20 protein-coding genes are annotated in these 25,330 nt (G+C 73.6%); 3 read left to right on the top strand and 17 right to left on the bottom strand.

Features of this window, described 5'->3' with window-relative positions; translation table 11 throughout:
- Positions 1-28 precede the first annotated feature (28 nt).
- Positions 29-1,144 (bottom strand): alanine dehydrogenase, encoded by a 1,116-nt coding sequence (ald, locus tag AB0B94_RS12515; protein WP_238670846.1) that lies wholly within the window; start codon positions 1,142-1,144, stop codon positions 29-31.
- 226 nt (positions 1,145-1,370) lie between these two features.
- On the opposite strand from ald, the gene AB0B94_RS12510 reads away from it, so the two are divergent.
- Positions 1,371-1,712 (top strand): TM2 domain-containing protein, encoded by a 342-nt coding sequence (locus AB0B94_RS12510; protein WP_091407251.1) that lies wholly within the window; start codon positions 1,371-1,373, stop codon positions 1,710-1,712.
- An 84-nt stretch (positions 1,713-1,796) separates the two neighbouring features.
- Here AB0B94_RS12510 and AB0B94_RS12505 read toward each other — a convergent pair whose 3' ends face one another.
- The 9 genes from AB0B94_RS12505 to recN form a co-directional block, all read right to left on the bottom strand.
- The gene (locus AB0B94_RS12505) at positions 1,797-2,402 is read right to left on the bottom strand and encodes an NUDIX hydrolase (RefSeq protein WP_357274799.1); all 606 of its coding nucleotides are present in this window, start codon (positions 2,400-2,402) and stop codon (positions 1,797-1,799) included.
- Between the two features lie 76 nt (positions 2,403-2,478).
- Positions 2,479-4,230, bottom strand: a complete 1,752-nt coding sequence (locus AB0B94_RS12500) for a CTP synthase (RefSeq protein ID WP_357274792.1) — start codon at positions 4,228-4,230, stop codon at positions 2,479-2,481.
- A gap of 163 nt (positions 4,231-4,393) precedes the next feature.
- A complete protein-coding gene (locus AB0B94_RS12495; protein ID WP_357276732.1) occupies positions 4,394-6,808 on the bottom strand; it encodes a hypothetical protein in 2,415 nt (804 codons plus the stop codon).
- Positions 6,808-7,977 carry a glycosyltransferase family 4 protein gene (locus AB0B94_RS12490; RefSeq protein ID WP_357274784.1) on the bottom strand — a complete coding sequence of 390 codons (1,170 nt, stop codon included), beginning with the start codon at positions 7,975-7,977 and terminating at the stop codon, positions 6,808-6,810. Before AB0B94_RS12490 ends, AB0B94_RS12495 begins: the two co-directional genes overlap by 1 nt.
- Positions 7,974-9,662 carry a lipid II flippase MurJ gene (locus AB0B94_RS12485; RefSeq protein ID WP_357274780.1) on the bottom strand — a complete coding sequence of 563 codons (1,689 nt, stop codon included), beginning with the start codon at positions 9,660-9,662 and terminating at the stop codon, positions 7,974-7,976. Before AB0B94_RS12485 ends, AB0B94_RS12490 begins: the two co-directional genes overlap by 4 nt.
- A 1-nt stretch (position 9,663) precedes the next feature.
- Positions 9,664-10,530, bottom strand: coding sequence for a hypothetical protein (locus AB0B94_RS12480; protein ID WP_357274771.1), 867 nt, complete (start codon positions 10,528-10,530; stop codon positions 9,664-9,666).
- A gap of 67 nt (positions 10,531-10,597) precedes the next feature.
- Positions 10,598-11,539, bottom strand: a complete 942-nt coding sequence (locus AB0B94_RS12475) for a copper transporter (RefSeq protein WP_357274764.1) — start codon at positions 11,537-11,539, stop codon at positions 10,598-10,600.
- A 27-nt stretch (positions 11,540-11,566) separates the two neighbouring features.
- On the bottom strand, positions 11,567-12,745 hold the full coding sequence (gene steA, locus AB0B94_RS12470) for a putative cytokinetic ring protein SteA (protein ID WP_357274760.1): 1,179 nt from the start codon (positions 12,743-12,745) through the stop codon (positions 11,567-11,569).
- A gap of 119 nt (positions 12,746-12,864) precedes the next feature.
- Entirely contained in the window at positions 12,865-14,622 is a 1,758-nt protein-coding gene (gene recN, locus AB0B94_RS12465; protein ID WP_357276729.1) for a DNA repair protein RecN, read from the bottom strand.
- Between the two features lie 89 nt (positions 14,623-14,711).
- On the opposite strand from recN, the gene AB0B94_RS12460 reads away from it, so the two are divergent.
- Positions 14,712-15,731: a helix-turn-helix domain-containing protein gene (locus AB0B94_RS12460; protein WP_357274752.1), complete on the top strand. Its 1,020-nt coding sequence runs from the start codon at positions 14,712-14,714 to the stop codon at positions 15,729-15,731.
- Between the two features lie 79 nt (positions 15,732-15,810).
- Here the strand turns inward: AB0B94_RS12460 and AB0B94_RS12455 are convergent, their stop codons facing one another.
- The 5 genes from AB0B94_RS12455 to AB0B94_RS12435 all read right to left on the bottom strand — a co-directional run bounded on the left by AB0B94_RS12455 (position 15,811) and on the right by AB0B94_RS12435 (position 22,429).
- Positions 15,811-19,530, bottom strand: coding sequence for a S8 family serine peptidase (locus AB0B94_RS12455; protein ID WP_357274744.1), 3,720 nt, complete (start codon positions 19,528-19,530; stop codon positions 15,811-15,813).
- 158 nt (positions 19,531-19,688) lie between these two features.
- A complete protein-coding gene (locus AB0B94_RS12450; protein ID WP_357274737.1) occupies positions 19,689-20,573 on the bottom strand; it encodes an NAD kinase in 885 nt (294 codons plus the stop codon).
- Positions 20,574-20,682: 109 nt separating this feature from the next.
- Positions 20,683-21,543 (bottom strand): TlyA family RNA methyltransferase, encoded by an 861-nt coding sequence (locus AB0B94_RS12445; RefSeq protein WP_357274720.1) that lies wholly within the window; start codon positions 21,541-21,543, stop codon positions 20,683-20,685.
- Between the two features lie 38 nt (positions 21,544-21,581).
- Positions 21,582-21,857: a hypothetical protein gene (locus AB0B94_RS12440; RefSeq protein WP_357274708.1), complete on the bottom strand. Its 276-nt coding sequence runs from the start codon at positions 21,855-21,857 to the stop codon at positions 21,582-21,584.
- Positions 21,854-22,429: a hypothetical protein gene (locus AB0B94_RS12435; RefSeq protein WP_357274701.1), complete on the bottom strand. Its 576-nt coding sequence runs from the start codon at positions 22,427-22,429 to the stop codon at positions 21,854-21,856. Before AB0B94_RS12435 ends, AB0B94_RS12440 begins: the two co-directional genes overlap by 4 nt.
- A 111-nt stretch (positions 22,430-22,540) precedes the next feature.
- Here AB0B94_RS12435 and AB0B94_RS12430 point away from each other — a divergent pair, with 111 nt between their 5' ends.
- Positions 22,541-22,879 (top strand): SCP2 sterol-binding domain-containing protein, encoded by a 339-nt coding sequence (locus AB0B94_RS12430; protein WP_357274693.1) that lies wholly within the window; start codon positions 22,541-22,543, stop codon positions 22,877-22,879.
- Positions 22,880-22,891: 12 nt separating this feature from the next.
- On the opposite strand, the gene AB0B94_RS12425 is transcribed toward AB0B94_RS12430, so the two are convergent.
- Entirely contained in the window at positions 22,892-23,923 is a 1,032-nt protein-coding gene (locus tag AB0B94_RS12425; RefSeq protein ID WP_357274679.1) for an HAD-IIA family hydrolase, read from the bottom strand.
- Positions 23,920-24,885 carry a Replicase polyprotein 1ab gene (locus tag AB0B94_RS12420; protein WP_357276723.1) on the bottom strand — a complete coding sequence of 322 codons (966 nt, stop codon included), beginning with the start codon at positions 24,883-24,885 and terminating at the stop codon, positions 23,920-23,922. Before AB0B94_RS12420 ends, AB0B94_RS12425 begins: the two co-directional genes overlap by 4 nt.
- Between the last annotated feature and the right edge of the window lie 445 nt (positions 24,886-25,330).

Raw genomic sequence — 25,330 nt, 5'->3', positions numbered from 1 at the left:
TCCGTGCCGCTGGTCAGCCCGCCACCGCTCAGGCCAGCGCGTCGGCCAGCGGGAGCACGTCCATGCCGTGCGACTCGGCGACCGGGCCGTAGGTGACCTGCCCGGCGTGGGTGTTGAGGCCCAGCGCCAGCGCCGGGTCGTTGCGCAGCGCCTCGCGCCAGCCCTGGTTGGCCAGCTCCAGGGCGTACGGCAGGGTGACGTTGGTCAGCGCGTAGGTGCTGGTGTTCGGCACCGCGCCGGGCATGTTCGCGACGCAGTAGAAGATCGACTCGTGCACCTTGTAGACCGGGTCGGCGTGGGTGGTGGGGCGCGAATCCTCGAAGCAGCCGCCCTGGTCGATGGCGATGTCGACGAGCACGCTGCCCGGCTTCATCCGGGAGACCAGCTCGTTGGAGATCAGCGTCGGGGCCTTCGCGCCGGGCACCAGCACCGCGCCGATGACCAGGTCGGCGTCGAGCACGGCGCGCTCGACCTCGTACGCGTTGGAGGCGACGGTCTGCAGGTGGCCCCGGTAGATCGCGTCGGCCTGCCGCAGCCGGGCGACGTTCTTGTCCAGCAGCAGCACCTCGGACTGCAGACCCAGCGCGATCGCGGCGGCGTTCATGCCGGAGACGCCCGCACCGATGACCACGGTCTTGGCCGCGTACACGCCGGAGACGCCGCCGGGCAGCACACCGCGCCCACCGCCGGTACGCATCATGTAGAAGGCGCCCACCTGCGGGGCGAGCCGGCCGGCCACCTCGGACATCGGGGCGAGCAGCGGCAGCGACCGGTCGGGCAGCTCGACGGTCTCGTACGCGATGCCGGTGACCCGGCGGTCGATCAGCGCGTCGGTGCACTCCTTGGAGGCGGCCAGGTGCAGGTAGGTGAAGAGCACCTGCCCCTCGCGCATCCGGTGGTACTCCTCGGCGATCGGCTCCTTGACCTTGAGCACCAGCTCGGCGGTCTCCCACACCTCGTCGGCGGTGGCGAGGATCTTCGCGCCGGCGGCGGCGAACTCCTCGTCGGTGATGCTGGAGCCAACCCCGGCGCCGGACTCGACGAAGACCTGGTGGCCGCTGCGGGTGAACTCGTTGACACCCGCTGGCGTGATCGCCACGCGGTACTCGTGGTTCTTGACCTCGCGTGGGATTCCGACCTTCACGATGCAGACACCTCTCTTCGGGGCTGCTCTCCCCCGACTGCTCGGTGCCACGACGGCCCCTTTGCCATCGCGGTACACCGGTCCTGCGGCGGCAGTCTAGGCGCGCCCGGTGCCGCCGGGAGCCAGCACAGTGGCACCCGGTGCCCGGGTGTTCTGACGAAGTGTCAGGGCGGCGCCGAGATTCGGCGGCCGGGCGTCACCTCAGCCAACAGGACAGTGTTTCACCATTATCGTCCCATCTGCCGGGCGGCGGTGCGGACAGCCGGCGAGTGGATCACTAATGTGTCCGCCCATGACCACTCCTCCTTACCAGCCCGGGTACCCCCAGCCGGGGTATCCCCAGGGCGTCTCCGACAAGAGCAAGATCGTCGCGGGCATCCTCGGCATCCTGCTCGGCACCTTCGGTGCCGGTCGCTTCTACACCGGACACACCAAGATCGCCGTTCTCCAGCTCGTCGTGAGCCTGGTGACCTGCGGCGTCGGCGCTCTCTGGGGCGTCGTCGACGGCATCCTCATCCTGGTCAACGGCGGCACGGACGCGCAGGGCCGTCCGCTGCGCGACTCCTAGACCAGCCAGCGAAAGGGGCCCCGCGGCTGACCGCGGGGCCCCTTTCGTGCGTACTCCCGAACCGGGCTGGACCGGCGGCGACGCTCAGCGCGGCAGCGGCGCGTCCGCCCGGCGCAGAGACGCGAAGCCGGTGTCCCGGGCGCGGGCCGCGGCCAGCAGCCCGGCCACCGCTGACGCGTTGGTGATCTCACCGGCCAGGACCATGGCGACCGCCTCGTCCAGGTCGATCCGGACGACCTGGAGGTCGGCCTCCTCGTCGTGGCGCTCGTGCCGCTCGTCGGCCGGCACGTCGGCGACGTCGCGGGCCAGGAACACCCGGACGATCTCGTTGGTGAACCCCGGCGAGCTGTGCAGGTCCACCAGCACGTCGACCCGCCCGGCGGTGAGGTCGGCCTCCTCGGCCAACTCCCGCAGCGCCGCCGCCGGCAACTCCTCGCCGGAGACGTCCATCAGACCGGCCGGCAGCTCCCACAGGTGCCGCCCCACCGGGTGCCGGTACTGCCGGATCAGCACCACCTGGCCGGCGTCGTCGAGCGCCACCACTGCCACCGCCCCGACGTGCCGGACGAGGTCCCGCAGCCCGGTCCCACCGCCCGGCATGGTCACCTCCTCGGTGACCACGTCGAAGATCCGCCCCCGGTACCGCTCCTGCCGGGAACGCACCTCGTAGCGGTGCTCCAGGTTGCTCACGCCGTCGCCTCGCTGCGCTCGACGACGGCGCGAGGCGCCACGTTGCTGAGCCTGCTGGTTCGCTCGCTGCGCTCGCTCACGAGGCCGACGACGCCTTCGTCGCGGCGCCGTTGCGGGCGGCCTTGCGCGTCGTCGGGGCCTCCGCCGCCGCGTCCAGGTCGACAGGTAGCTGGTCGGCCTGCGAGTACGCCACAGCGGCCTTGACGAACGAGGCGAACAACGGGTGCGGGCGGGTCGGTCGGCTCTTCAACTCGGGGTGCGCCTGGGTGGCCACGAAGAACGGGTGCAGGCTCCGGTCCAGTTCGATGAACTCGACCAGCCGGCCGTCCGGCGAGGTGCCGGAGATGTGCAGGCCCGCCTTGGTCAGCGCGTCCCGGTAGGCGTTGTTCACCTCGTAGCGGTGCCGGTGCCGCTCGCTGATCTCGGTGCTGCCGTACGCCTCGGCGACGATCGAGCCCTCGGTCAACGTCGCCGGGTACGCGCCCAGCCGCATGGTGCCGCCCAGGTCGCCCCGGCCGGCGACGATGTCCTCCTGGTCGGCCATCGTGGCGATGACCGGGTGGGCCGCCTGCTCGTCGAACTCCAACGAGTTGGCGCCGTCCAGGTCGGCCAGGTGCCGGGCCACCTCGATGGTCATGCACTGCAGGCCGAGGCAGAGACCGAGCAGCGGGACGCCGGCCTCGCGGGCGTACCGGGCGGTGCCGATCTTGCCTTCGATGCCGCGGACGCCGAAGCCGCCGGGGATGAGGATGCCGTCCACGCCGGCCAACGCCGCGGCGGCGCCGGCCGGGGTGACGCACTCGTCGCTGGGCACCCAGCGCAGCTGCACCCGGGCCCGGTGGCCGAAGCCCGCCGCCCGGATCGCCTCACTCACCGACAGGTACGCGTCGGGCAGGTCGACGTACTTGCCGACCACGGCGACGGTGACGGTGTGCCGGGGGCGGTGCACCCGCTCCAGCAGGTCGTCCCAGCTGGCCCAGTCCACGTCCCGGAAGGACAGGCCGAGCCGGCGCACCACGTACGCGTCGAGCCCCTCCCGGTGCAGCACCTTCGGGATGTCGTAGATGCTCGGGGCGTCCGGGGCGGCGACGACCGCCTCGGCGTCCACGTCGCAGTAGAGCGACAGCTTCTCCTTGAGCTTCACCGGGATCTCCCGGTCGCAGCGCAGCACTATCGCGTCCGGCTGGATACCGATGTTGCGCAGCTGCGCCACCGAGTGCTGCGTCGGCTTGGTCTTCAGCTCACCCGAGGGCGCCAGGTACGGCACCAGCGACACGTGCAGGTAGAAGCAGTTGTCGCGGCCCAGGTCGTGGCGGACCTGACGGATCGCCTCCAAAAACGGCAGCGACTCGATGTCGCCGACGGTGCCGCCGACCTCGGTGATCACCACGTCGGGAAGTTGGCCGTCCTCGTCCGGGTCGGCCATCGCCAGGATCCGCGACTTGATCTCGTTGGTGATGTGCGGGATGACTTGAACGGTGTCGCCCAGGTACTCGCCGCGCCGCTCCTTGGCGATCACGTCGGAGTAGATCTGGCCGGTGGTGACGTTCGCCTTGCCGGACAGCGCCCGGTCGAGGAACCGCTCGTAGTGCCCGACGTCGAGGTCGGTCTCGGCGCCGTCCTCGGTGACGAAGACCTCACCGTGCTGGAACGGGTTCATCGTCCCCGGGTCGACGTTCAGGTAGGGGTCGAGCTTCTGCATCACCACGCGCAGCCCGCGCGCGGTCAGCAGGTTGCCGAGGCTGGAGGCGGTGAGGCCCTTACCCAGCGAGGAGGCGACGCCCCCGGTGACGAAAATGTGCCTGGTCGTCCGTGCTGATGGGGCCAAGGCCTGCTCCCGTGTCGTCTGTCGCGGTCATGCAGACCGCCGTGCTTGATCAGCAAAGTGATCACGCGATCCACGGGATTCGACGGTAACACCTCCCGGGCGGGTACCCGCAGGCCGCACCCCGGCTGCGACACCTCCGGGCCATCCGGACGAGGCCCGGCGCTCAGGACGCGGCAACCTCCGTCGATGACCGGGAGACCTGCCGGGGCGCTACGGGCACCGTCGGGTCGGCGTCCGGCGTCGACAGGCTCGCGGTCGGCTCGGCCGGTTCGTCGGCGTCCCCGCGGCGCTCGCCCGCAGCGTCGGACGCCGGTTGGGCGAGGGTCGCCGGGGCGCTCGGAGGCGGGCCGGCGATCGGACGGGGATGCACGGCACCCAGTGGCCCACCACCGCCGGTCGGACCGTCACCCCCACCGACCGGGCCGACCCCGCCGGACCCCGAGTCGTCGTCGGCGTCGTTGGCGCGGGGGCGGCCCGCTGCCGGGCGGGTCCGGTCCGCGGCGTGCCCGAGCACCCGCAGCGACGCCAGGGCGGCCATCGGCACCACCAGGGCGGCGGCAGCGCCCATCACGTCCAGGGCCGCGCCGTCGAGCACACCACCGAGTACCGCGGCGACCACGGTGCCGGCCAGCGCGGCCCGGACCGCGGGGTAGATGCCGAACAACCGCATCAGCCCACCCCACGGCTGCAACAGGGCGAACCACACCAGCAACCCGCCGGTCAGCGCCAGCACCGTCAGCGGGCTGTTGACCAACGTCTCGAAATTCTCAGTGCTGGACCGGTGCACGGCGAACCCGCCGGTGCCGTCACCGAGCGCGGAGAGGAACCGGCCCAGGCTGCCGCGCTCCGCCGGAGGACGCCGCAGGTCCACCACGGCGAACCCGATACCGACCGCCAGTGCGGCCATGGTGGCCCAGGCCAGCCGGCTGATCGTCAACCAGCCACCGGCGCTGATCACGGCGGCGACGCTCACCCCGGCGGTGAGCGCGATCGCGCCGACCGGGTCGGCACCCAGGTACGGGCTGCCGACCACCACCACGGCGAGGCCACCCACCGCCACCATCACCGCCGGCCGCCAGCCCCGGTGCACCCGTTGGGCGAACCAGCCGCCGGTGACCAGCGCACCGGCGAGGAACACTCCCAACCCCACAGTGCTCAGCCCGGCGTACCGGCCGCCCTGCAACGCGGAGTAGCCGATCACGCTGTTGAGCTGGAGGCGGGCCCCGGTGAGCACGTCCAGCCCGACCACGAGCGTGCTGAGGCCGGCCACCGCTCCGAGCGGCCCGAGGGTGTTCGCGTACCCGGGGGCGAACCGCACCGCCGCGGTGCCGGCGGCCACCAGCAGCGCTGTCACCCCGGCGAAGATCCACGCGGGGTGCTCGCCGCGCCACCAGGGCACCGCGTCGGCCAGCAGCGCCGCCGGCACTGTCAACGCCACGGCGACCAGCAGCAGCTCCATCACCGCCACGATCCGCCCGGAGACGGGCGTCGGACCGGCCGGGCCGGCGTGCGGACGGGCCCGGCGCAGCAGTGGCAGGATCGCGATCGCCAGCAACACCTGCACCCCGGCGAACAGCGCGAAGAACGCCCCGGAGACGGAGCGCTGGGCGGCCGCCTCCCGGTCGGCGTTCGCCGGCGCGTTGACGGCCTCGGCCAGGTCGGCGGGACGGCCGCCGGTGCTGATCGCCGGGCGGCCGAGGAAGAGCCGCTCCGGCATGGGCCGGCCCAACGCGGCGAGGGCGGTCGGCGCGAGGTCGACAAGTTGCAGGTACCCGTCCCGGCCGGTGCTGGCCGAGGTGAGCCACCCCCGCTCCCAGCCCGGCCCGTCGGCGACCGCCACGTGCAGCCGGGCCGGCTGGGTGGTGTCGGAGATCCCCGCTACCAGCACCAACGACCGTGGGGGTCGCGCCGCCAGCACCCGGGCCAGTTCGGCGTCCGCCGCACGGGCCTCCTCGGCGCGGGTGGCCGGGTCGGCCCCCTTGACAGTGCCGAGGTCGACGATGCTCAGCACACACGAGCCGAGCAGCGGCCGCGGGTCGGCCGGCAACCCCGAGGCGTACCGGTCGACGCGGCCGAACGGTCGGGCGGCGGCGACCGCCGCGCCCGGGCCCACGGCCACGGAGCACCGCACCGACTCGGACAGCGAGCCGGGCAGGGCTCCCCAGGGCAGCCGCTGCTGGTTGTACTGGACCACGCTCTCCTGGTCGGGCAGGTTCGCGCCGATGCCGTCCGGTTGTTCCACTGTCACCGCCGCCGACGGGCAACCGTCGACCGACCGGCTGCCGTTCCACGCGGCGAAGCTGCCCGCGCCGAGGGTCAGCCAGCCGTCCACCGGGCAGGTGGGCCGGTGCGCGGAACGCACCGACAGTGAGCCGATCGAGCCGTCCTGGGCCATCCGCCACAGCGTCGGGGTGCGCTGCGGATCCACGTCCTCCCAGCGCAGCCCGGCGATCCCGGCGAGCACCACGAAGTCGGCGGTGCGTTGCGGAGTGCCCTGGGGTGGACGGGCGGCGAGCGCGGTGACGCCCAGCGCCACCACGAGCACTGTCAACAGGGCGGGGGCGATTCGGCGCAGCATCACCGGTGTCCCGTTCTCGGGGCGTCGGAGCCCGGGGCGGCCGCCGGACCGCCGGGATTTCCGGCCAGCTCGGCGTAGAGGGCGGCGAGCGTGGCCACGGTGTCCGCCTCGGTCGGCCACGTCGCCGCCCGTTCGGCGCCACGCCGGCCCAACTCCGCACGCGCCGCCGGGTCGTCCAGCAACGCGCGGACGGCCGTGTCGACAGCGTCCACGTCACCGGCGGGGACCAGCGTCGCGGCGTCGCCGACCAGGTCCGGGAGCCCGCCGACAGCGGTGGCCACCAGTGGCACGCCGGCGCGCAGCGCCTCCTGGGCGAAGAGCTGCCGTGCCTCCCAGTCGCTGGTCACCACGGCCAGGTCGGCGCCGGCGAGCAGGTCGGCCACGTCGGTGCGGTGCCCCAGCAGGGTCACCGGGGCGCGGGCGGCCGACGTCCGCGCGGCGAGCGGCAGATACGCCGGCCCGCTGCCCGCGATCACCACGACCGGCGGCGGGGTACGCGTACGCCAGCGGGCCGCCGCGTCGATCAGCACGTCGTAGCGCTTCTGTGGGTGCAACCGACCGACCGAGACGATCAACGGCTGGTCCGGGCGGACGCCGAACTCGGCGCGTACCGCCGCCGGGCGTCGACGCGGCGCGGGCAGCGTCGGCGCGGCGACCGGGGCGAGCCGGGCGTCGGCGGCCCCCACCTCGGCCGCCCGTCGCACCAGGTCCGCGGAGGCGCCGAGCGCCACCCGGACGCCCCGGGCGACCACCCGTTCGACGAGCCGTGACACACCGCCCCGCAGTCCCCCCGCGAGCACCGCGTTGTGCCAGGTGACGATCAGCGGGGCGGCCGGACGGGCCAGCACGGCGACCAACCCGGCCCGCAGGCCGTGCGCGTGCACCACGTCGACGTGCGCGGCAGCGAGCACCCGGCGTAGCGCGAGCACCGCCCGCGCGTCGGCCGGCGTCGGGCTGGCCGGGATCTCCACCGGCGCGAACCGCGCACCGACACCGGTGAAGTCGAACTGCTCCTGGGTGGCGGCGGGCCCGCAGACAACGACGGTGGTGCCGCCCGCGACGAGGCCACGGGCCACCGAACGGACGTGCTGGCCGACCCCGCCGGTGCTGGACGCGAGCACCAACGCGACGGTGCCCGACCAGCCGGCAGGCTGAGCTGGCTCAGTCATCGCGTCGCCGTCTCCTTCCCGTCGCCCCGCTCCGCGGAGCCCGCGCCCGGTGTCGGCGCACCGCCGGACGGCCTCCGCCGGCCCAGACGCCGCAGCACCCCGGCGAGCAGTGGCGCTACGTCCCGCCGGTCGACGAACCAGACCACGGCGAGGAACACAACCCCAACCAGAACCCCGGACAGCATGCCCTGACCGAACGCCGCCGCCGTAGTCGGGGTGCCGCCGTCCGACTGGTCGAGCCAACGGCTCAGGCCCAGCCCGGCGAGCCCGGCGAGCACACCGGCGAGGCCACCGGCCGCTGCGGCCCGTGCCGCTCCGGCGAGGGCGGGACGGCCGGCGCTGCGCCGCACCGCCAGGAGCAGCAGGGCGCCGAGCACCAGCATCCCCACCGAGTTCGCGGACGTCACCGCGAGCACCCGGTCCCGCAGTGGCAGCACCGCGCCGAGCAGCAGGACGACGACCGGCACCACCAGGAAGCCGACCGCCGTGGCGAGCGTCGCCGCCCGGGTCTCGCCCCGCGCGTAGAGCGCCCGGGTGAGCACCGCGAAGAGGCCGTAGCCGACCAGACCGGGGGCGTACCCGATGATCGCGGCGGCGGCGGTCGACGCGGTGTCCGACGGGAAGAAGAAGTGCCCGACCGGCCCGGCGGTCCCGATCAACGCGGCCGTGCCGAGGCAACTGAACAGGAGCACACCGCGGACGGCCGGTGCCAGGGTCGTGCGGTAGGTCTGCTCGTCCCCGGCGGCCCGCGCCGCCGCCAGGGTCGGGTAGGCGGCGATGGCCAGCGGCACCGCCAGCACCGCCCACGGCAACAGGTAGACGGTCTGCGCCAGGTTGTAGACACCCGGGTTGCTCCGCGCACCGGCGGTGACCTGGTTCAGGCTGACGATCAGAGCGATCTGCTGGGTGGTGACGGTGACCGCGCCGGCCACCGCCAACCCGCCGACCCGGGCCCGCGCGTCGGTGGGGAACCCGAACCCGGGCCGCAGCCCGAGGCGCAACCGGCGGACCGGAATCAGCAACGACAACGACAGCACCACCACGCCGAGGGTGGTGCCGCCGGAGAGCAGCAGCTCACCGCCGGGGCTCACCCCGCCGACAGTGGCGTAGCGGCCCTGCGTGACGGTGAACCCCAGGTACACGACGATGACGGTGAGGCTGGACAGCAACGGGGCGAGCACCGGCCAGGCGAAACGGCGGTGTGCCTGGAGCACCCCGGTGAGCACGATGCCGACCCCGTACAGCGGCAGTTGCGGCGCGAAGACCCGCAGCATCCGCACGCCGCTCTGCTGCTGGGCGGTGGTCAGGTGGTGGCCCAGCGACTCGACCACCGGCCCGGCGAGCAGCACCACGAGCAGCGCCAGCGGGACCAGCAGGGCCAGCGTCCAGGTCAGCAGCGCACCGGTGGTCCGGGCCACTGCCGCGCGGTCGCCCGCCGCGACAGCGCCGGCGAGCAGCGGCACGACGAGGCTGGCCAGCGCTCCCCCGGCGACGATCTCGAAGATGAAGTTCGGCACCGCGTTGGCCACCACGTAGGTGCCACCGAGGTCGGTGGGCGCCAAGCTCCAGGTGAAGACGGCGGTGCGACCGAAGCCGGCGAGTCGGCTGGCCACGGTGAGGACGGCGATGAGCGCGGCTGCCCCGGCCAGCCGGCCGGCGCCGGCGAGGGGTGCCGGTCTGTTCACGTCAGTCGGCGCGTCGGCCCAGTGCGTCGAGTTCGCGTAGCCCCGGGGTCCGCTGGATCACCGCGGTGAAGCTGACCTTCTCGCTGGCGGCGGTGAGCCCGGCCAGGACGGCGAGCAGACCGGCCCGGCCGAGTGGGCCGGTACGGGCGGCGAGCGCGACGCCGAGCACCGCCCCGAGCGCGTTCGCGCCACTGTCGCCGAGCATCACGTCCTCGGCCAGGTCGTCGCGGAGCAGGCCGGCTGCGGCGCCGGCCGCGCCCGCGGCGATCCCGCCCTGCGGGCCGCCGGTCAGCGGCGCGGCGAGCAGCAGCCCGGACTTGAGCGCACGGCCCGGCCGTAGGTCGAGCAGGTTGAGCAGGTTGGCCGTGCCGGCGATCACGCTGGCGCCGAGCAGCACGTCGACGCTCCGCCCGAACGCACCGTGCCGCTGCCGGCGCGGGTGCGCGGCGACCCGGGGGTCGGCGGCGAGCAGCGCGGCGGCGCCCAGCCCGGCGGCGCCCACCCCGACGACCTTGACCAGACCGGCGGTGACCCGCCCCTCGCGCAGCGCGGCGAGGTGCCCGGCGAAGCCCTTGGCCGCCTTCTGCTCCGGCCGCGCGCCGACCACGTCGTCGTACAGGCCGACGCCGCCCGCGCCGAGACCGGCGACCACTGCGGCCCCACCGGCGGCGCCGCCGGTGGCACCGAACGCGCCGGCGGCGGCAGCGCCGACGGCGAGCGCTGGCCCGGCGGCCAGGCTCACCGTGCGGCCACGGAAGTTGGTGCGCTCCAGCGCGGGGCCGGCCGGCGAGCTGCGCGCCTCACGCAGCGCGTAGCGGGCCGCCGCGGCGCCCGCGCCGGCGATCAACAGCCGGCCCAGCGTGCTCACGCCGTCACCTCGCTGGCTCGGTCACGCGCCACCTGGTCGGATCCGGACACGGGGGTACGTCGTTCGCTCACTGGGGCAGTCTAGGCAGCAGCGACGCGGCGTTGTCGCCGACGCCGTACTGCCCGGCCTTCTTCTCGGTGAGTTGCTGCACCAGGGCGAGGGTGGTGACCACCTGGCCCTGCACGGTGTTGGCGTTGTCGACAGTGGAGATGGTCTGGGTGAGCACCGGGTCGCCGCGCACCACGCCGACCAGGTTGCCGCCGACGGAACCGTTGCCGGCCACCACGATCGAACCGGTGCGGTCGAACTGCTCCGCGACGTTGACGACTGACTCGTCCCGCTTGTCGGAGTCCTTGTCGACGTACGGCTGACCGCTGACCACGACGACCGCCTCCGCCGAGGCGGTGACCTTGTTGCTGTCGGTGGTCAGGTAGCCGGCGTTGTTGTAGGCGGCGAGCACCGCCCGCCGGTCGGCGTCACTGACCGGCGCGACGCCCTGGGGCCGGTCCAGCAGGACGCTGGCCAGCAGCGCGCTGGAGGTCTCCACGCCGTGCCCGTTGCCCGGCAGGCCGGTGGTCTGCGCGGTCGGGCGGGCCGCGGTGACGGCCAACTCCAGCAGGTTGGAGTTGTTGTCCGGGTTGATGAACTTGTCCTGCAGGTCGACCTGGCCGGTGATGGTGGCCCCGGCGAGCTGCAGCTTCTTGAGCACGCCCTCGGTGTGGTCGCGCCCGTTGGGCAGGCTGACAACCACGACCCGACGCGCGGTGAGGGTGCCGGGAAGGAGGATCTGGGAGGTCTCCTCGGCGAACTCCTCTTCCAGCGCGAGTTGCTTCTCCATGTTGCTGACCGTCTGACGCCAGTGCTGGTTGTCCTTGCGCAGCCCGGTGACCTGACCCTCGAGCGAGTCGGCGACCGGGCCGTTGAGGGCGGCTGTGCCGACCACCAGGCCGATCGCCAGAGCCAGGAAGACCGCGGTGAGGGACACCACGTGGTAGCGGAAGTTGATCACGCTTGCAGCCTCTTGATCGGTCGGGAACTAGAAGAGCCGGTACAGCTGGAACACGAAATTGTCCCACCACTCGGCGACCACGCCCAGGTACGCCTTTCCGACTGTCGACACGGCCACCGCGGACGCCATCGCCGCGATCGCCGACAGCACCAGCAGCAACAGCGACGAGCCGGAGATGCTCTGCCGGTAGAGCCGGCTCACCCCCTTGGCGTCGACAAGCTTGCCGCCGACCTTCAGCCGGGTCAGGAACGTCGAGGCCATCCCGCCGCGACCCTTGTCGAGGAACTCGACGAGGGTGGCGTGGGTGCCGACCGCCACCAGCAGCGAGGCCCCCTTCTCGTCGGCGAGCAGCATGGCCAGGTCCTCGCTGGTCGCCGCGGCCGGGAAGGTGATCGCCGGCACACCGAGGCCGTTGACCCGGGGCAGGCCGGGCGCGCGCCCGTCCGGGTACGCGTGCACGATCACCTCGGCGCCGCAGCGCAGCACGTCGTCGGTGACCGAATCCATGTCCCCGATGATCATGTCGGGGGTGTAGCCCGCCTCGACCAGGGCGTCCGCGCCGCCGTCGACGCCGATGAGCACCGGCTTGAACTCCCGGATGTACGGGCGCAGCACGTCCAGGTCGGCCTTGTAGTCGTAGCCGCGCACCACGATCAGGCAGTGCCGACCCTGCATCTGGGTCTCGATGTCCGGCACCCCGACACCGTCGAGCAGCAGGTCACGTTCCTGACGCAGGTAGTCCATCGTGTTGGCGGCGAACGCCTCCAACTGCACCGACAGACCCTCCCGGGCGTCCGCCATCGCCTTGCCGACCGACTCGGCGTCCTGAAGGCTGCCGTGGGCCACCGGCTCGTCGCCGGCGAAGACAGTGTTGCCCTCGATGCGCACCTGGTCGCCCTCGCGGATGCGCTCGAAGACGCCCTCCCCCAGGTCGTCGAGGAGCGGAATGCCGGCGGCGATCAACACCTCCGGGCCGAGGTTCGGGTAACGGCCGGAGACCGAGGGCTTGGCGTTGAGCACCGCCGCGACGCCGACGGCGACGAGCGAGTCGGCCGCCACCCGGTCCAGGTCGACGTGGTCGATGACAGCGATGTCACCGGGGCGCAGCCGACCGACCAGGCGTTTCGTCCGGCGATCAAGGCGCGCGGTGCCGAGGACTGTGCCCGGTTCGGAGTTCCGGTTCCGGCGCAACGTGGGTAGACGCATCGTGACCATCCTGGCATGTGAGGCAGGCTTTTCTGTCGCGACATGCCTGAGCAGGGCCGCCTACCCAGGGAAGCACACACCGGCACAAGCCGGTGTGCTTGCGCTCACAATACGCGGCGTCACAACCGCCTTTCCTTGGCGGCCACTGCCAGAAGCTCCTCGGCGTGGGCGATACCCAGATCCGAATCGGGCAAACCCGCCAGCATGCGCGCCAACTCCCGGGCCCGCTCGGTGTCCTCCACCACCCGCACCCCGCTGGTCGTCACCGCGCCGCCGGTGTCCTTCGCCACCACCAGGTGCCGGTCGGCGAACGCGGCCACCTGCGGCAGGTGCGTGACCACCAGCACCTGGTGGCTGCGGGCCAGCCGGGCCAACCGGCGACCGATCTCCACCGCCGCCTGCCCGCCGACCCCCGCGTCGACCTCGTCGAAGACCAACGTGGGCGGGCCGCCGGAGCCGGCGAACACGACCTCGATGGCGAGCATCACCCGGGACAACTCACCGCCGGAGGCACCGCGCTGCAACGGCAGCGACGGCGCGCCCGGGTGGGCCAGCAACCGCAGCTCCACCTCGTCACCGCCGTCCGGAGTGACACCCACCTCGACGCCGTTGACCGCAAGCGTCGGCTCGGCACGCCCGGCCGGACGGGGCAGCACCGCCACCTCGATCCGCGCGTGCGGCATGGCCAGCCCGGCCAGCTCGACGGTGACCTGGTCGGCGAAGCGGACCGCCGCCTCCTGCCGGGAGGTGGACACCCGCCCGGCCAGGTCGGCCACCTCGACGGCGAGCCGCTGGCCCTCCCGCTCCAACTCGTCGAGCACGTCGTCGGACATGTCCAGGTCGGACAGTCGGGTGCGCGCCCGATCGGCCCAGGCGATCACCCCGTCGACGTCGTCGGCGTACTTGCGGGTCAACCCGCGCAGCGCCGCCCGCCGCTCATAGACGTGCTGCAACCGGGCCGGGTCCGCGTCCAGCGTCGCCAGGTACGCCGACAGCTCCGCTGACACGTCGGTGACCAGCGTGGCCGCCTCCTCCAGCCGGGCCGCCAGCTCGCCGAGGGCCGGATCGGTGCCGGACTGCGCCTCCAGGGTCCGCCGGGCGGTGCCGAGCAGCCCCGCCGCGTCCGGGGTCTCCTCGGCGGCCTCCACGCCACCGGCCACGCACTGCTGGGCGATCTGCGCGGCCGTCCGCAGGCCCTCGGCGTGCTCCAGCCGCTGCGCCTCGGTCTTCAGCTCGTCGTCCTCACCGGGCTGCGGATCGACCCGGGTGATCTCGTCGAGGCCCAACCGCAGCAGGTCGGCCTCCTGGTTGCGCTCGCGGGCGTTACGTCGGCGGTCGGCCAGGTCGTCGACGACCCGACGCCACCCCGTGTACGCCTCGCGCAGCGCGTCGAGCAGTTTCTCGTGCGCGGGGCCGGCGAACCGGTCCAGTGCGGCCCGCTGCTCGGCCGGGCGCAGCAGCCGCAGCTGGTCGGACTGGCCGTGCACGGCGACCGCCTGCTCGCCGACCTCACCGAGCATCGATACGGGCATGCTCCGGCCGCCGACGTGGGCGCGTGAGCGCCCCTCCACCGTCACCGTGCGGCTCAGCAGCACCGAGCCGTCCTCGTCGGGTTCGCCGCCGGCCTCGACGATCCGCGCGTGCACGGCGTCGGCGACCCGCCCGTGCAGCCGCAGCCGCCCCTCCACCACGGCGCGGCCGGGTTGGGCGCGGACCCGCCCGGCGTCGGCCCGGCCGCCGAAGAGCAGGCCGAGGCCGGTGACCACCATCGTCTTGCCCGCACCGGTCTCGCCGGTGATGACGTTCATGCCGCCGGTCAACGGCAGCGTGGTGTCTTCGATGACGCCCAGTCCGGTGATGCGCAGCTCTTCCAGCACAGCCACCGACAGTAGACGCGAGGCCCGACACTTGACCAGCCGACGGGCCCGGGCACGGCCCGTACCCGGCCGACGTACAGTTCTGCCCCGTGTTGGACGTGATCGGCCTGACCTCGGCTGAAGAGGAGCTCTACCGCTGCCTGCTCCAGCTCACCACAGCCCGCATCGACGAGTTGGCCCGTCGCCTGCACCGGCCCCGTGAGCAGGTCGTCGCCCAGGTCGAGGCGTTGCGCGGCAAGGGCCTCGTGCAGCGCAGCGACAACGACCCGGACGCCCCGCTGCGCCCGACCGCCCCGGACGTCGCCCTCGGCGGAACGCTGCTGCGACGCCAGGAGGACCTGGAGTCGGCCCGCCGACTGGTCACCCAACTGGCCGAGGAATACCGCTCCGGGCTGCGCCGACACCACGTCGACCACCTGGTCGAGGTGATCACCGGCGCCCGGGTCCTTCGCGACCGCCTGCGCGACCTGCAGAACTCGGCGCGTACCGAGGTGCTCTGGTTCTGCCGGGCGAATCCCCTGGCCATGGCCGGCCCGGAGAATGTCGAGGAGTTCGACGCGCTGGCCCGTGGGGTGAGCTACCGGGCCATCTACGAGCGTGACCTGCTGCTGGAGCCGGGCGCGTTGGCCGACCTCGCCAAGGGGGTCGCCGCCGGGGAACAGGCCCGCGTCCTGGACCGGCTGCCGGTCCGACTGGCCATAGTGGACGCCAGTACGGCCATCTGTCCGCTGGTGCCCGACCGCGACGGCGGCGAACCGAGCGCCGCCGTGATCGGCCGCAGCCAACTGCTCGACGCGCTGCTCGCCCTCTTCGAGAGCCACTGGCGGGTGGCCACCCGGCTGCGCCTCGACGACCCCCTCGCCGTCACGACCCCCGAGGCTCGACGGCCGGAGCCCCCGGAGCGGCCGGGCGACGGTTACCAGCCCGACGCCGAGGAGGCCCGGCTGCTGTCGCTGTTCGTGGCGGGCGTACCGGACAAGTCCATCGCCTCCCAGCTCGGGGTGAGCCGGCGGACGGTGCAACGGCGGATCGCCGACCTGATGGCCGCCGCCGGGGTGGACACCCGGCCCGGGTTGGCGTTCCAGGTGGCCCGACGCGGCTGGCTCTGACGCCAAAGGGCCCGCCGTCGGCCGACGGCGGACCCTCAACCGGCGAGGCGGGACGGCCAGGCCGCCCCGCCCCACCCGGTCAGCGCAGCCCGTACGCCTGGAGCACCGTCTGGTCGACGGTGTTCCCGGCCCGGTCGGCGGCGCGCACCCGCAGCGACACCGTTCCGCGCCCCGCCGGCACGGTAGCGGTGTACCGGGTGCCCGACCCCGTGGTCGGCGCGTTGCGCCAGGTGACACCCCCGTCGAAGGAGACCTGCACCCGGACGCTGGTACCGGTCGGCGCCGGCACCCCGGCCGGCTGCCGCACTGTCAGCCCGAGCTGGTGCGGCCGGTTGCCGCGTACCGTGGCGCGCAGGTCGGCCGGCACCCGGTAGTCCACCTGGAGCAGCGACAACGGCGTGGCGCTGTCGCCCGCCGGTCGGGCCGAGGTGAACTCCCAGGCCGTGTCGGTCCGCGTGCCGTACCGCCAGTCGGCCGAGGACCGCTGGGTGGTCACGTCCAGGCGGTAGCGGGCGGCCCCGGCGGTCGTGGGCACCGACGCCCAACCGTCGGAGAGGTCCGCGATCTGCTGCCCGTCGCGGCTGACCCGCGCCGTGACGGTGTCCGACTCCTCGCTCTCGCCCGCCACGCTGTAGTGCCCCTCGGCGTCGACGAACTCCGGCACCCACAACTCCAGGTTGTCACCGGTGCGGGTGGGCACCGGCGCCCCGCTGGCCGGGACGGCCGGGCGGAGCACCGGCGCGTGCCAGGTCTCGGTCACCCGGTCATCGGCGGCGTAGCGCCGGGGCTGCTGGGTCAGACCACCGGTCAGCTGCCCCCACTGCATGAACATGAGCTTGTGCAGCACCCGTTGCTGCCACCAGTTGTCGCCGGAGCTGACGAACTCTCGCCGGGTGGTGCCGGCGCGGACCAGCCGCTGGTTGTCGTTCCACGCGGTGTCCTGCCACTCACGCCACCCGAACCGCTGCTCGCTGGCCCACTCCCCGCCGACGTTCCCGTAGTGGCTGGTCACCTCGGCGGTGTTGCGCTCGGTGACCTTGTGCAGGATCCGCTCCGGGACCCGGTCCTTCGAGACCTGCCACACGTCGTACAGGTACGGACTTTCCACCGTCAACGTCAGGTCCAGCGTCGTGTGACGCTTCCGCACCGCCGCGATGATCTTCTGCCCGTCGTCGTACGCCACCGCCATCGAAGGGATCGGCAGCCGGTCACCCAACGGCGTCCACGACGTCCACGCGCTCTGGTCGGCCGGTCGGACGACGAGCGCCACAGTCGCGCCAGCGGCGGCCGCCGCCGCGATCTGCTCCTCCTCCGAGGCGTCCGGGCTGGTGCTGAGCAGTGCCGCGGCGCCGCGTACCCGGGTCAGCTCGGCGGGGGTGCCGGTGCCGGCCCAGACCAGCGGCAGCCTGCGCCGGTCGGACGTCGCCGGCGAGTAGCCCACCAGGTTGATGTCCAGCGGACCGGACACCCCACTGATCTTCGCGTCCACCATCGGCGCGACCAGTTGCCAGCGCGACGCGAACTCGAACTCGCCCTGCCGCACCGGGCGGGTCGGGGTGACATTGACCTGCTGGATGGTGCTGTAGGTCATCACGCCGTGGTCGACCTGCCGACCGTTGCCGAAGACCCGGTGCTCGTAGAAGCTGATCGTCGAGCGCTGCTCGGTGGGCTTCGGCGTCTCGATCCGCACCGGGGTGCCCTTGCGCGGGTCGAGCACCACTGTGAGGTCCCGGTCGACCAGCAACTCCGGGTCGGTGACCAGGGTGATCTGCTCGTCCAGCGGTGCGCCGTGTTCGATCAACGCCTCGACCAGGTAGGGGCCCTCCTCCACCTGGAGTTGCACCTCGCCGCCGACCCAGCCGAGCCAGTCGGATTCGGGCTGCTCACCGAAGAGCGTGAGCACCGACGCGAGACCGGGCTGACCCTGCATGTCCAGCGCCTTCACTGTCACCGTGTGCAGCGGACCGCTGAGGGTGAGCGCGACAGCGGTACGCACGGCGACGCCGTCCGCGCCGGTGGCCACCAGCGATCCACTGTGCACACCACGGTCCAGCTTCGCCGGGTCCGCCCGCAGCGGCACGGCGACGCTGCCGCCGGCCGGCACTGTCACCTCGCCGCCGCCGACAGCGACCCCGTCGGTCTCGGCCGCCCTGGTGTCCAGGTTGCGCAGCTCCAGCGCCAACCGCAGGGTCTGCGGGGCCGTGCCGCCGTTGGTGTACGTCACTGTCCGCTCGGCGGGCACGCCACCGGTGCTGAGCCGGCCGAAGTCCGCGGTACCGGACCCGTACACCCGCTGGCCGAGCGCGCGGGCCACGTCGACCCGGCCGGCGCCCTGCTCGAAGACGGTCAGCGCCGGGTTCGCCTTCGTGGTGCTGACCAGCGCGTCCTTGAGCTTCGCGGCGGGCCAGTCGGGGTGTTCCTGGGCGAGGATCGCCGCCGCCCCGGCCACGTGCGGGGTGGCCATCGAGGTACCGGACGCGGTCGTGTACGCGTCGTCCACCGGCGTACCCATGGCGGTGCCCGCGGCCCGGGCGGCGACGATGCCGACGCCCGGCGCGGTGATCTCCGGCTTGAGGCCGTTGTCGCCGAGGCGCGGGCCCCTGCTGGAGAACTCGGCAAGGTTGTCGGCACCGTCCACCGCGCCGACGGTGAGCGCCGACGCGGCCGCGCCGGGCGCCCCGACGGTACGCGCGGCGCCCGAGTTGCCGGCGGCGACAACGAACAGCGCGCCGGTCTCAGCGGTCAGGTCGTTCACCGCCTGGCTCATCGGGTCGGTGCCGTCGGTCGGATCGCCACCGAGGCTCATGCTGACCACCTTCGCGCCGGAGTGGGCGGCCCACTCCATGCCCGCGATGATGGACGAGCTGTAGCCGGAACCACCGTCGTCGAGCACCTTGCCGACCAGCAACCGCGCGCCCGGGGCGACGCCCTTGCGTTTCCCGTCGGACGCCGCCCCGCTGCCGGCGATGGTGGCGGCAACGTGGGTGCCGTGGCCGTGCCCGTCGCGGGCGCTGCCGCTGCCGGAGAAGTCCTGCGCCTCGGCGACCCGACCGGCCAGGTCGGGGTGGGTGGCGTCGACGCCGGTGTCGAGCACCGCCACCTTCACGCCGGCACCGTCCCGGCCGGCGGCCCAGGCGATCGGTGCGCCGATCTGCGGAACACTGTGCTCCAGCGTCGGGCGGACCTTCCCGTCCAGCCAGATCCGTGCGACGCCGGCGCCGAGCCGGGCCGGCGAACCGGCTGTCACCCGCTGCCCGGGCGCGCCGCGCAGCGACGTCCACAGGCCACCCAGGTCACCCTTGGCAACCCGCAGCGCGGCGCCGTTGATGCTCTCCAGGGGACGCGCGTCGGTCGCGCCGGCCAGCGGCCTGACCCGTCCGGCGGCCGGCTCCTGATAGCGGACGATCAGCGGCAACGCGCCCTGCGCGGCGTCGCCGTACCCGTCGGCCGTCAACTCCTGCACGTCGAACAGGTCGGGGTCGAGCACCCCCGCGGAGAGGTACGGCATGACGTCGCTGGGCAGCACCCGCAACCCGCCGTCGGCCTCGACCGTCTGGAAGGCGATCCGGTCGCGCCCCGGGCCGGGGTGGACGGTGGCGGCGACCCGACCGGGTGCCGCCTGCACCAGGTCGACCTGGTCGCCGGTGATCAGGGTGATGCGGACGGGTGCGTGCTGGGCGGGCGTGCCCGACGTCGGGCCGGTGGGCCGGGCGGGCGGGTCGGCGGACGCCGGTGCGGCGACGCCGACCACCAACGCGCCGACAGCGCCGACGGCGAGCCAGCGTGGGGACCAGTGCATGCGATGGGCTCCTCTACTCCTCCAGGCCCGTCATCCGTAGACGAGGGCCGATCGGAGTCTGCGTCGGAGCGTGTCATCAGGTCACTAGTCGCCCGCCGCCGCAGCGGCGACATGTCGTCAGGTGGACAACCGACATCCACCGACAGTGTGCGCCGCGGTCACCGGCGGCTGCCACGCCAACCGTGCACGGGGAGGCCGAACTTGGCCACCAGCCGGTCGGTGAACGGTCGGGGACGCAGCCGCACGATGCGTACCGGCAGGGCGCCCCGGCGCACCGTCACCCGCGCGCCGGGTGGCAGGTCGTAGACGCGCCGGCCGTCGCAGGAGAGCACGGCGAGGGTGGTGAACGGGTCCACGGTGATCACGAAGGTGGACGTCGGGGCCGTGACCAACGGGCGGCTGAACAACGCGTGCGCGCTGATCGGCACCAGCAGCAGCGCCTCCACCTCCGGCCAGACCACCGGGCCGCCCCCGGAGAACGCGTACGCGGTGGAGCCGGTGGGAGTGGCGCAGACGACACCGTCGCAGCCGTAACGCGACAGCGGCCGGCCGTCCACGTCCACGAGCAGCTCAAGCATCTGGGCCCGCTCGCCCTTCTCGATGCTGATCTCGTTGAGCGCCCATGACTCGATCGTCGGCCCACCGTCGAACTCGGCGGTGACGTCCAGGGTGAGCCGCTCGTCGACGGTGTAGTTGCGACTGACGACGTCACGCACCGCGACGTCCAGGTCGTCGATCTCCGCCTCCGCCAGGAAACCCACCTTGCCGAGGTTGATGCCGAGCAGCGGCACCTTCGCCGGGCGGGCCAGCTCGGCGGCGCGCAGGAAGGTGCCGTCCCCACCGAGCGCGAAGACGATCTCGGCGCCCTCGGCGGCCTCTGGGCCGGCGACCGGCACCACGCCGGGCAGGTCGAGGTCGTCGGCCTCGTCGGCGACCACCCGTACCTCGAAACCGGCGTCGATCAGGTCGGCGGCGACCGACCGGGCGTGCTCCGTGCTGCGCCGACGGCCGGTGTGGGTCACCAGCAGCGCGGTCCGGCTCATCGGGCCGCCCGCTCACGCCGGAGCGGGCGGCGTCGCGCCACCGGCGCCGACACCTCGGCACTGCCGCGTGTCACCGCGCGGCCCGTTGCGACGCCCTCACTGCGCGCGTTCACCCTGCGACCTCCTCCGCCGCCACGTCCGGCACGTCGCCGGCCGTCGTCGAGCCGTCCGGCCCGGCCGCTACCACGGCCCGCACCCGCTGCGGGTCGGCCTCTGGTGCGCCCTGGCGCAACCATACGAAGAACTCCACGTTGCCGCTCGGCCCGGGCAGCGGGCTGGCCGCAACGTCGGCCAGCCCGAGGCCGAGCCGCGCGGCTGTCGCGGCCACGTCCAGCACCGCTTCGGCGCGCAGCTCCGGATCGCGGACCACACCGCCGGCGCCGACCCGGTCCTTGCCGACCTCGAACTGCGGCTTGACCATCAACGCCAGGTCACCGTCGTCGCGGGTGCAGCCGGCCAGCGCCGGCAGCACCAGTCGCAGCGAGATGAACGACAGGTCGGCCACCGTGAGGTCGACCGGGCCACCGATCGTGTCCGCATCGAGGGTACGGACATTCGTGCGCTCCAGGACGCGGACCCGCTCGTTCGTCCGCAGCGGCCAGGCGAGCTGCCCGTAGCCGACGTCCACGGCCACCACCTCGGCCGCGTCGGCGCGCAACAGCACGTCGGTGAACCCACCGGTCGACGCTCCCGCGTCCAGGCAACGCCGCCCGGCCACGTGCAGCCCACCGGGGGCGAACGCGGCCAGCGCGCCGGCGAGCTTGTGCCCGCCTCTGGAGACGTACTCCTCGGCCGGGTCCGCACCGGTCACCAGGAGCGGGTCGGCGGGGTCGACCATCGCGGCCGCCTTGCGGGCGACCACGCCCCGCAGTTGGACCCGGCCGGCCTCCACCAACGCGGCGGCCTGCTCACGGGAGCGGGCCAGACCGCGGCGGACGAGTTCGGCGTCCAGCCGGTTACGACGTGCCATGGGTGGTTCTCCGGTCTGTTCAGGCCTGGTCGTCCCGCTCAGGTCTGGTCGATGGTGGCGAGGGTTTCCCGCAGCGTCTCGTAGGCCGCCTCGTACTGGGCGATCTGGTCGGCGGGAGCGAGCGTCGCCGCGTTGGCGATGGACCGCACGGCGGCGTCCACCGCCGGATGCCGTGGCTCGTCGTCCCCGAGATCCGGCGGCGGTCCGGGGCGGGCACCCACCGGCGGGCCCGGCCGGGCCGGAAACGAGCCGCCACCCGGCGGACCGGGCCGGGCCGGAAACGAGCTGCCAGGCGGCGGACCGGGGCGGGTCATTCGGCGTCGTCCGGCAGCTGCTTGCGGACCGCCGCCTTCTTGGCGGGCATCACGGCCGGCGTCGGGACGTCCTCGTCGGAGGTCCGGCTGATCGTCGCCGGCGCCTTCTTGGCGATGGCCTTCTTCGCGACCGCCTTCTTCGCCACCGGCGCGGAGACCGGGGCACCGGCCGCGGTGTCGGACGGCACGAGACCGGTGCCAGGCTGCGCGGCGACGGTCGGGTCGGGTTGTGGCGTGGGGCCGGCGGTCGGCGCTTCGGCCGGCTCGGTGGACCGCGCCTCCCGCAACTGCCGTTCCAGGTCGTGCACCCGCCGGGTCAGCTCGGCCACCTCGTCTGCGGTCGCCAGACCGACAGCGCCGAGGGCCCTGTCGACCTCGAAGCGGACCAGCTTGGTCAGCGCCTCCCGGTTGGCGGCGCCGGTGGTGACCAGCTCCTCGCCGAGGGCCTGGAGTTGGGCGGCTGTCGCACCGCCGGAGCCGACGAGGCGACGTGCCACGTCCTGGGCCTTCTTCCGGGGCGCCTCCGCAAGGCCCATGGCCAGCTCGAGGTAGGCGCGCCACGCGTCCTGCATGCCTGAGTCCTTCCACGGGGCGGGGTGTGCAGGTGTCACGCTACCGGGCACCCCCGACCGACCCGTGCGGTACGGTGCCGAGGACGGCGTGGCGATCAGCGAGGGGGAGATGTGGCCAGCGTGGACGAGTGCCGGCAGGCGTTGCAGGAGCTGGCCGCCCGGTTGGATCGCAACGCCGAGACGGTGCGCGAACGGATCGACCTGGACCGGACGCTCGCCTGCCGGATCACCGACCTGGACACCGCGTTCCACGGCCGGATCACCGGCGGCCGACTGGTCGAGCTGACCGACGGCGACGACCCCAAGGCCAAGATCGCGATGAGCACGTCCAGCGACGACCTGCTCGCCCTGGTCCGGGGCGAGCTGGACGTCACCAGCGCGGTGACCTCCCGCCGGGTGTCGATCAAGGCCAACCCGTTCGACCTGCTCAAGTTGCGCAAGCTGCTCTGACGACCGCCCGGCTCATGCCGTCGCGGTCAGACCGAAACTCTCCACCACGTGGGCCGCGTCCGGGCCCACCGGACGGATCTTCGGCAGCGCCGGCTCCGGCGCCGACCAGGCCATCGCGCAGAGCGCCGCCAGGGCGTCCAGCGGCCGGCCGGCCCCGGCCAGCTCAAGCGTGCCGTCCCGGTCGGTCACGGACCAGCCGCCGGCGTCCGCCGGGCCCGGGACCCGCACGGCGGCGGCCGGGTCGAAGAGCCCCGCCAGGTCTTTCGCGACGTACGTGGGACGTCGCCGCGGCTCGGCGGCCAGCAGTTCCGGTACGCCGCTGACGCCGGTGAGCACGAGCAGGCTGTCCAGCCCGGCCCGACGGGCGCCCTCGATGTCGGTGTCCAGCCGGTCACCCACCACCAGGCTCCGCCCACCGCCACTGCGCTTGGCTGCGGTCTCGAACAGCGCCGGCTCCGGCTTGCCGACCACCACGTCGGGGTCCCGCTCCAGTGCCGTACGCAGCACGGCGACCAGCGACCCGTTGCCGGGCAGCGGTCCCCGCCCACTGGGCAGGGTCCGATCGGTGTTGGTGGCGATCCAGATCGCACCCGCCCGCACCGCGACCGACGCTTCGGCCAGCTCGGCCCAGCCGACCTGCGGGCCGTACCCCTGCACGACCGCCGCCGGCTTCTCGTCGGCCTGGGTGACCGGGTTGAGGCCGACCGCGCGCAGTTCCGCGCGCAGCGCCTCCGCGCCGACCACCAGCACCGACGCGCCGACGGGCAGCCGGTCGCGTAGCAACTCGGCCGAGGCGGCCGCGGAGGTGAGGACCTCCTCCGGCCGGGCCGGCACGCCCATCCCGGTCAGCAGGTCCGCGACCTCGCTGGACCGGCGTGACGCGTTGTTGGTGGCGTACGCCACCGCCCGTCCCTCCGCGTGCAGCCGGGCCACCGCATCGACGGCGCCGGGGATCGGCCGGTCGATCAGGTAGATCACGCCGTCCAGGTCGAAGACGACCAGGGTGTACCCGTCGACCAGCCGCTCCCCCACGCCCGCGCTCACCGCTGCGTCGACCCCGACTCGTCGTCCCGGGCCGGGACGGTCCCGTCGGCGGTCGCCGCGTCGCTGCTCTCCGCGTCCCCGTTCGTCACGCCGCTGCCGCCAGTGGTGGCCGCGTCGGCATTACCGCTCTCGGTGGGGTGGCGATCCTCGTCCTCGTCGTCGAAGCCTTCGTCGTCAGCGGGACGGCCGACAGCGTCGTCGTCCTCGTCGTCGTCGAAGTCCTCGTCGTCGTCGTCGAAGTCCTCGTCGTCGCGATCGTCGTCGTCGTCGCGATCGTCGTCATCGTCGTCGTCGCCGGCCAGGTCGGCGTCGGGTCGGGCCGGCACCGCGCCGGGAGCACCCGGGCCCGCGGCGATCTCCTCGGCGGCCTCGTCCTCGTCGTCACCCTCGATGAGCACGCCGTCAAGTTCGAGCAACCGCTCGGCGGCGTCGGTCTCGCCCTCGGTGTCCACGTCGGCAGCGCGGGAGAACCATTCGCGGGCCTCTTCGCGCCGACCCACGGCGAGCAGCGCGTCGGCGTACGCGTACCGCAGCCGGGCCGTCCACGGCACGGTGGCCTCGTTGGTGAGGTCCGGAACCTGGAGCATCGCGACCGCGGCGTCCTTCTGCCCGAGGTCACCCCGCGCGCCGGCGGCGACGATCAGCAGTTCGATCGCCACGGCCTGGTCCAGCTTCTCCCGGTCCGCGCCACGGAACAGGTCAATGGCCCGCTCCGGCCGGCCCAGAGCCCGCTCGCAGTCCGCGAGCACGGCCAGGTGGCTCTGCAGTCCGCTCATCCGGTGGTACGTGCGCAGCTCGGCGATCGCCGACTGCCACTCTCCCGCGCGGTACGCGGCCAGGCCGACCGCCTCGCGGACAGCGGAGATGCGCGACGCGAGCCGCCGGGCGGCCAGCGCGTGCGCCAACGCCTCGGCGGGGTCCTCGTCGATCAGCTGCCCAGTGGCGACCAGGTGCCGGGCCACCGTCTCGGCGACCGGCTTGTTCAGCGAGAGCAGTTCAGCGCGGACGTCCTTGTCGAGGTCGGTCGCGACAATGTCGTCCGGCAGCGCCGGGGCCGAGCTACGCCCACCCTCGGACGACTCGGAGCCAACCGCGCGGTCATCGCGACGGAACTCTCTCTCGCGACGCGGCCGCTCGTCGGACCGGAAACCCCCGGTACGCTCTCCGCCCCGGTAACCGCCCTCGCGGTCACCGCCACGGAAACCACCCTCACGCGGGGCGCCCGAGCGCGAACCATCACGGTCCCCGCCACGGAAGCCACCCTCGCGGGGAGCGCCCGAACGCGAGCCGTCACGGTCGCCGCCCCGGAAACCACCCTCGCGGGGAGCGCCCGAACGCGAGCCGTCACGGTCGCCGCCCCGGAAACCACCCTCGCGGGGAGCGCCCGAACGCGAGCCGTCACGGTCG

The sequence above is a fragment of the Micromonospora sp. NPDC048986 genome (assembly GCF_040649335.1).
In the GTDB taxonomy this organism is placed as follows: Bacteria; Actinomycetota; Actinomycetes; order Mycobacteriales; family Micromonosporaceae; genus Micromonospora; species Micromonospora alfalfae.
This window is presented reverse-complemented; position numbering and strand designations above follow the sequence as displayed.

Coding starts and splice junctions, on each gene's coding strand:
- AB0B94_RS12495 (WP_357276732.1), bottom strand. CDS start 6,808: ATGCTGCGCCGAATCGCCCCCGCCCTGTTGACAGTGCTCGTGGTGGCG.
- steA (WP_357274760.1), bottom strand. CDS start 12,745: ATGCGTCTACCCACGTTGCGCCGGAACCGGAACTCCGAACCGGGCACA.
- AB0B94_RS12440 (WP_357274708.1), bottom strand. CDS start 21,857: ATGACCCGCCCCGGTCCGCCGCCTGGCAGCTCGTTTCCGGCCCGGCCC.
- AB0B94_RS12445 (WP_357274720.1), bottom strand. CDS start 21,543: ATGGCACGTCGTAACCGGCTGGACGCCGAACTCGTCCGCCGCGGTCTG.
- AB0B94_RS12450 (WP_357274737.1), bottom strand. CDS start 20,573: ATGAGCCGGACCGCGCTGCTGGTGACCCACACCGGCCGTCGGCGCAGC.
- AB0B94_RS12435 (WP_357274701.1), bottom strand. CDS start 22,429: ATGCAGGACGCGTGGCGCGCCTACCTCGAGCTGGCCATGGGCCTTGCG.
- AB0B94_RS12490 (WP_357274784.1), bottom strand. CDS start 7,977: ATGACTGAGCCAGCTCAGCCTGCCGGCTGGTCGGGCACCGTCGCGTTG.
- AB0B94_RS12455 (WP_357274744.1), bottom strand. CDS start 19,530: ATGCACTGGTCCCCACGCTGGCTCGCCGTCGGCGCTGTCGGCGCGTTG.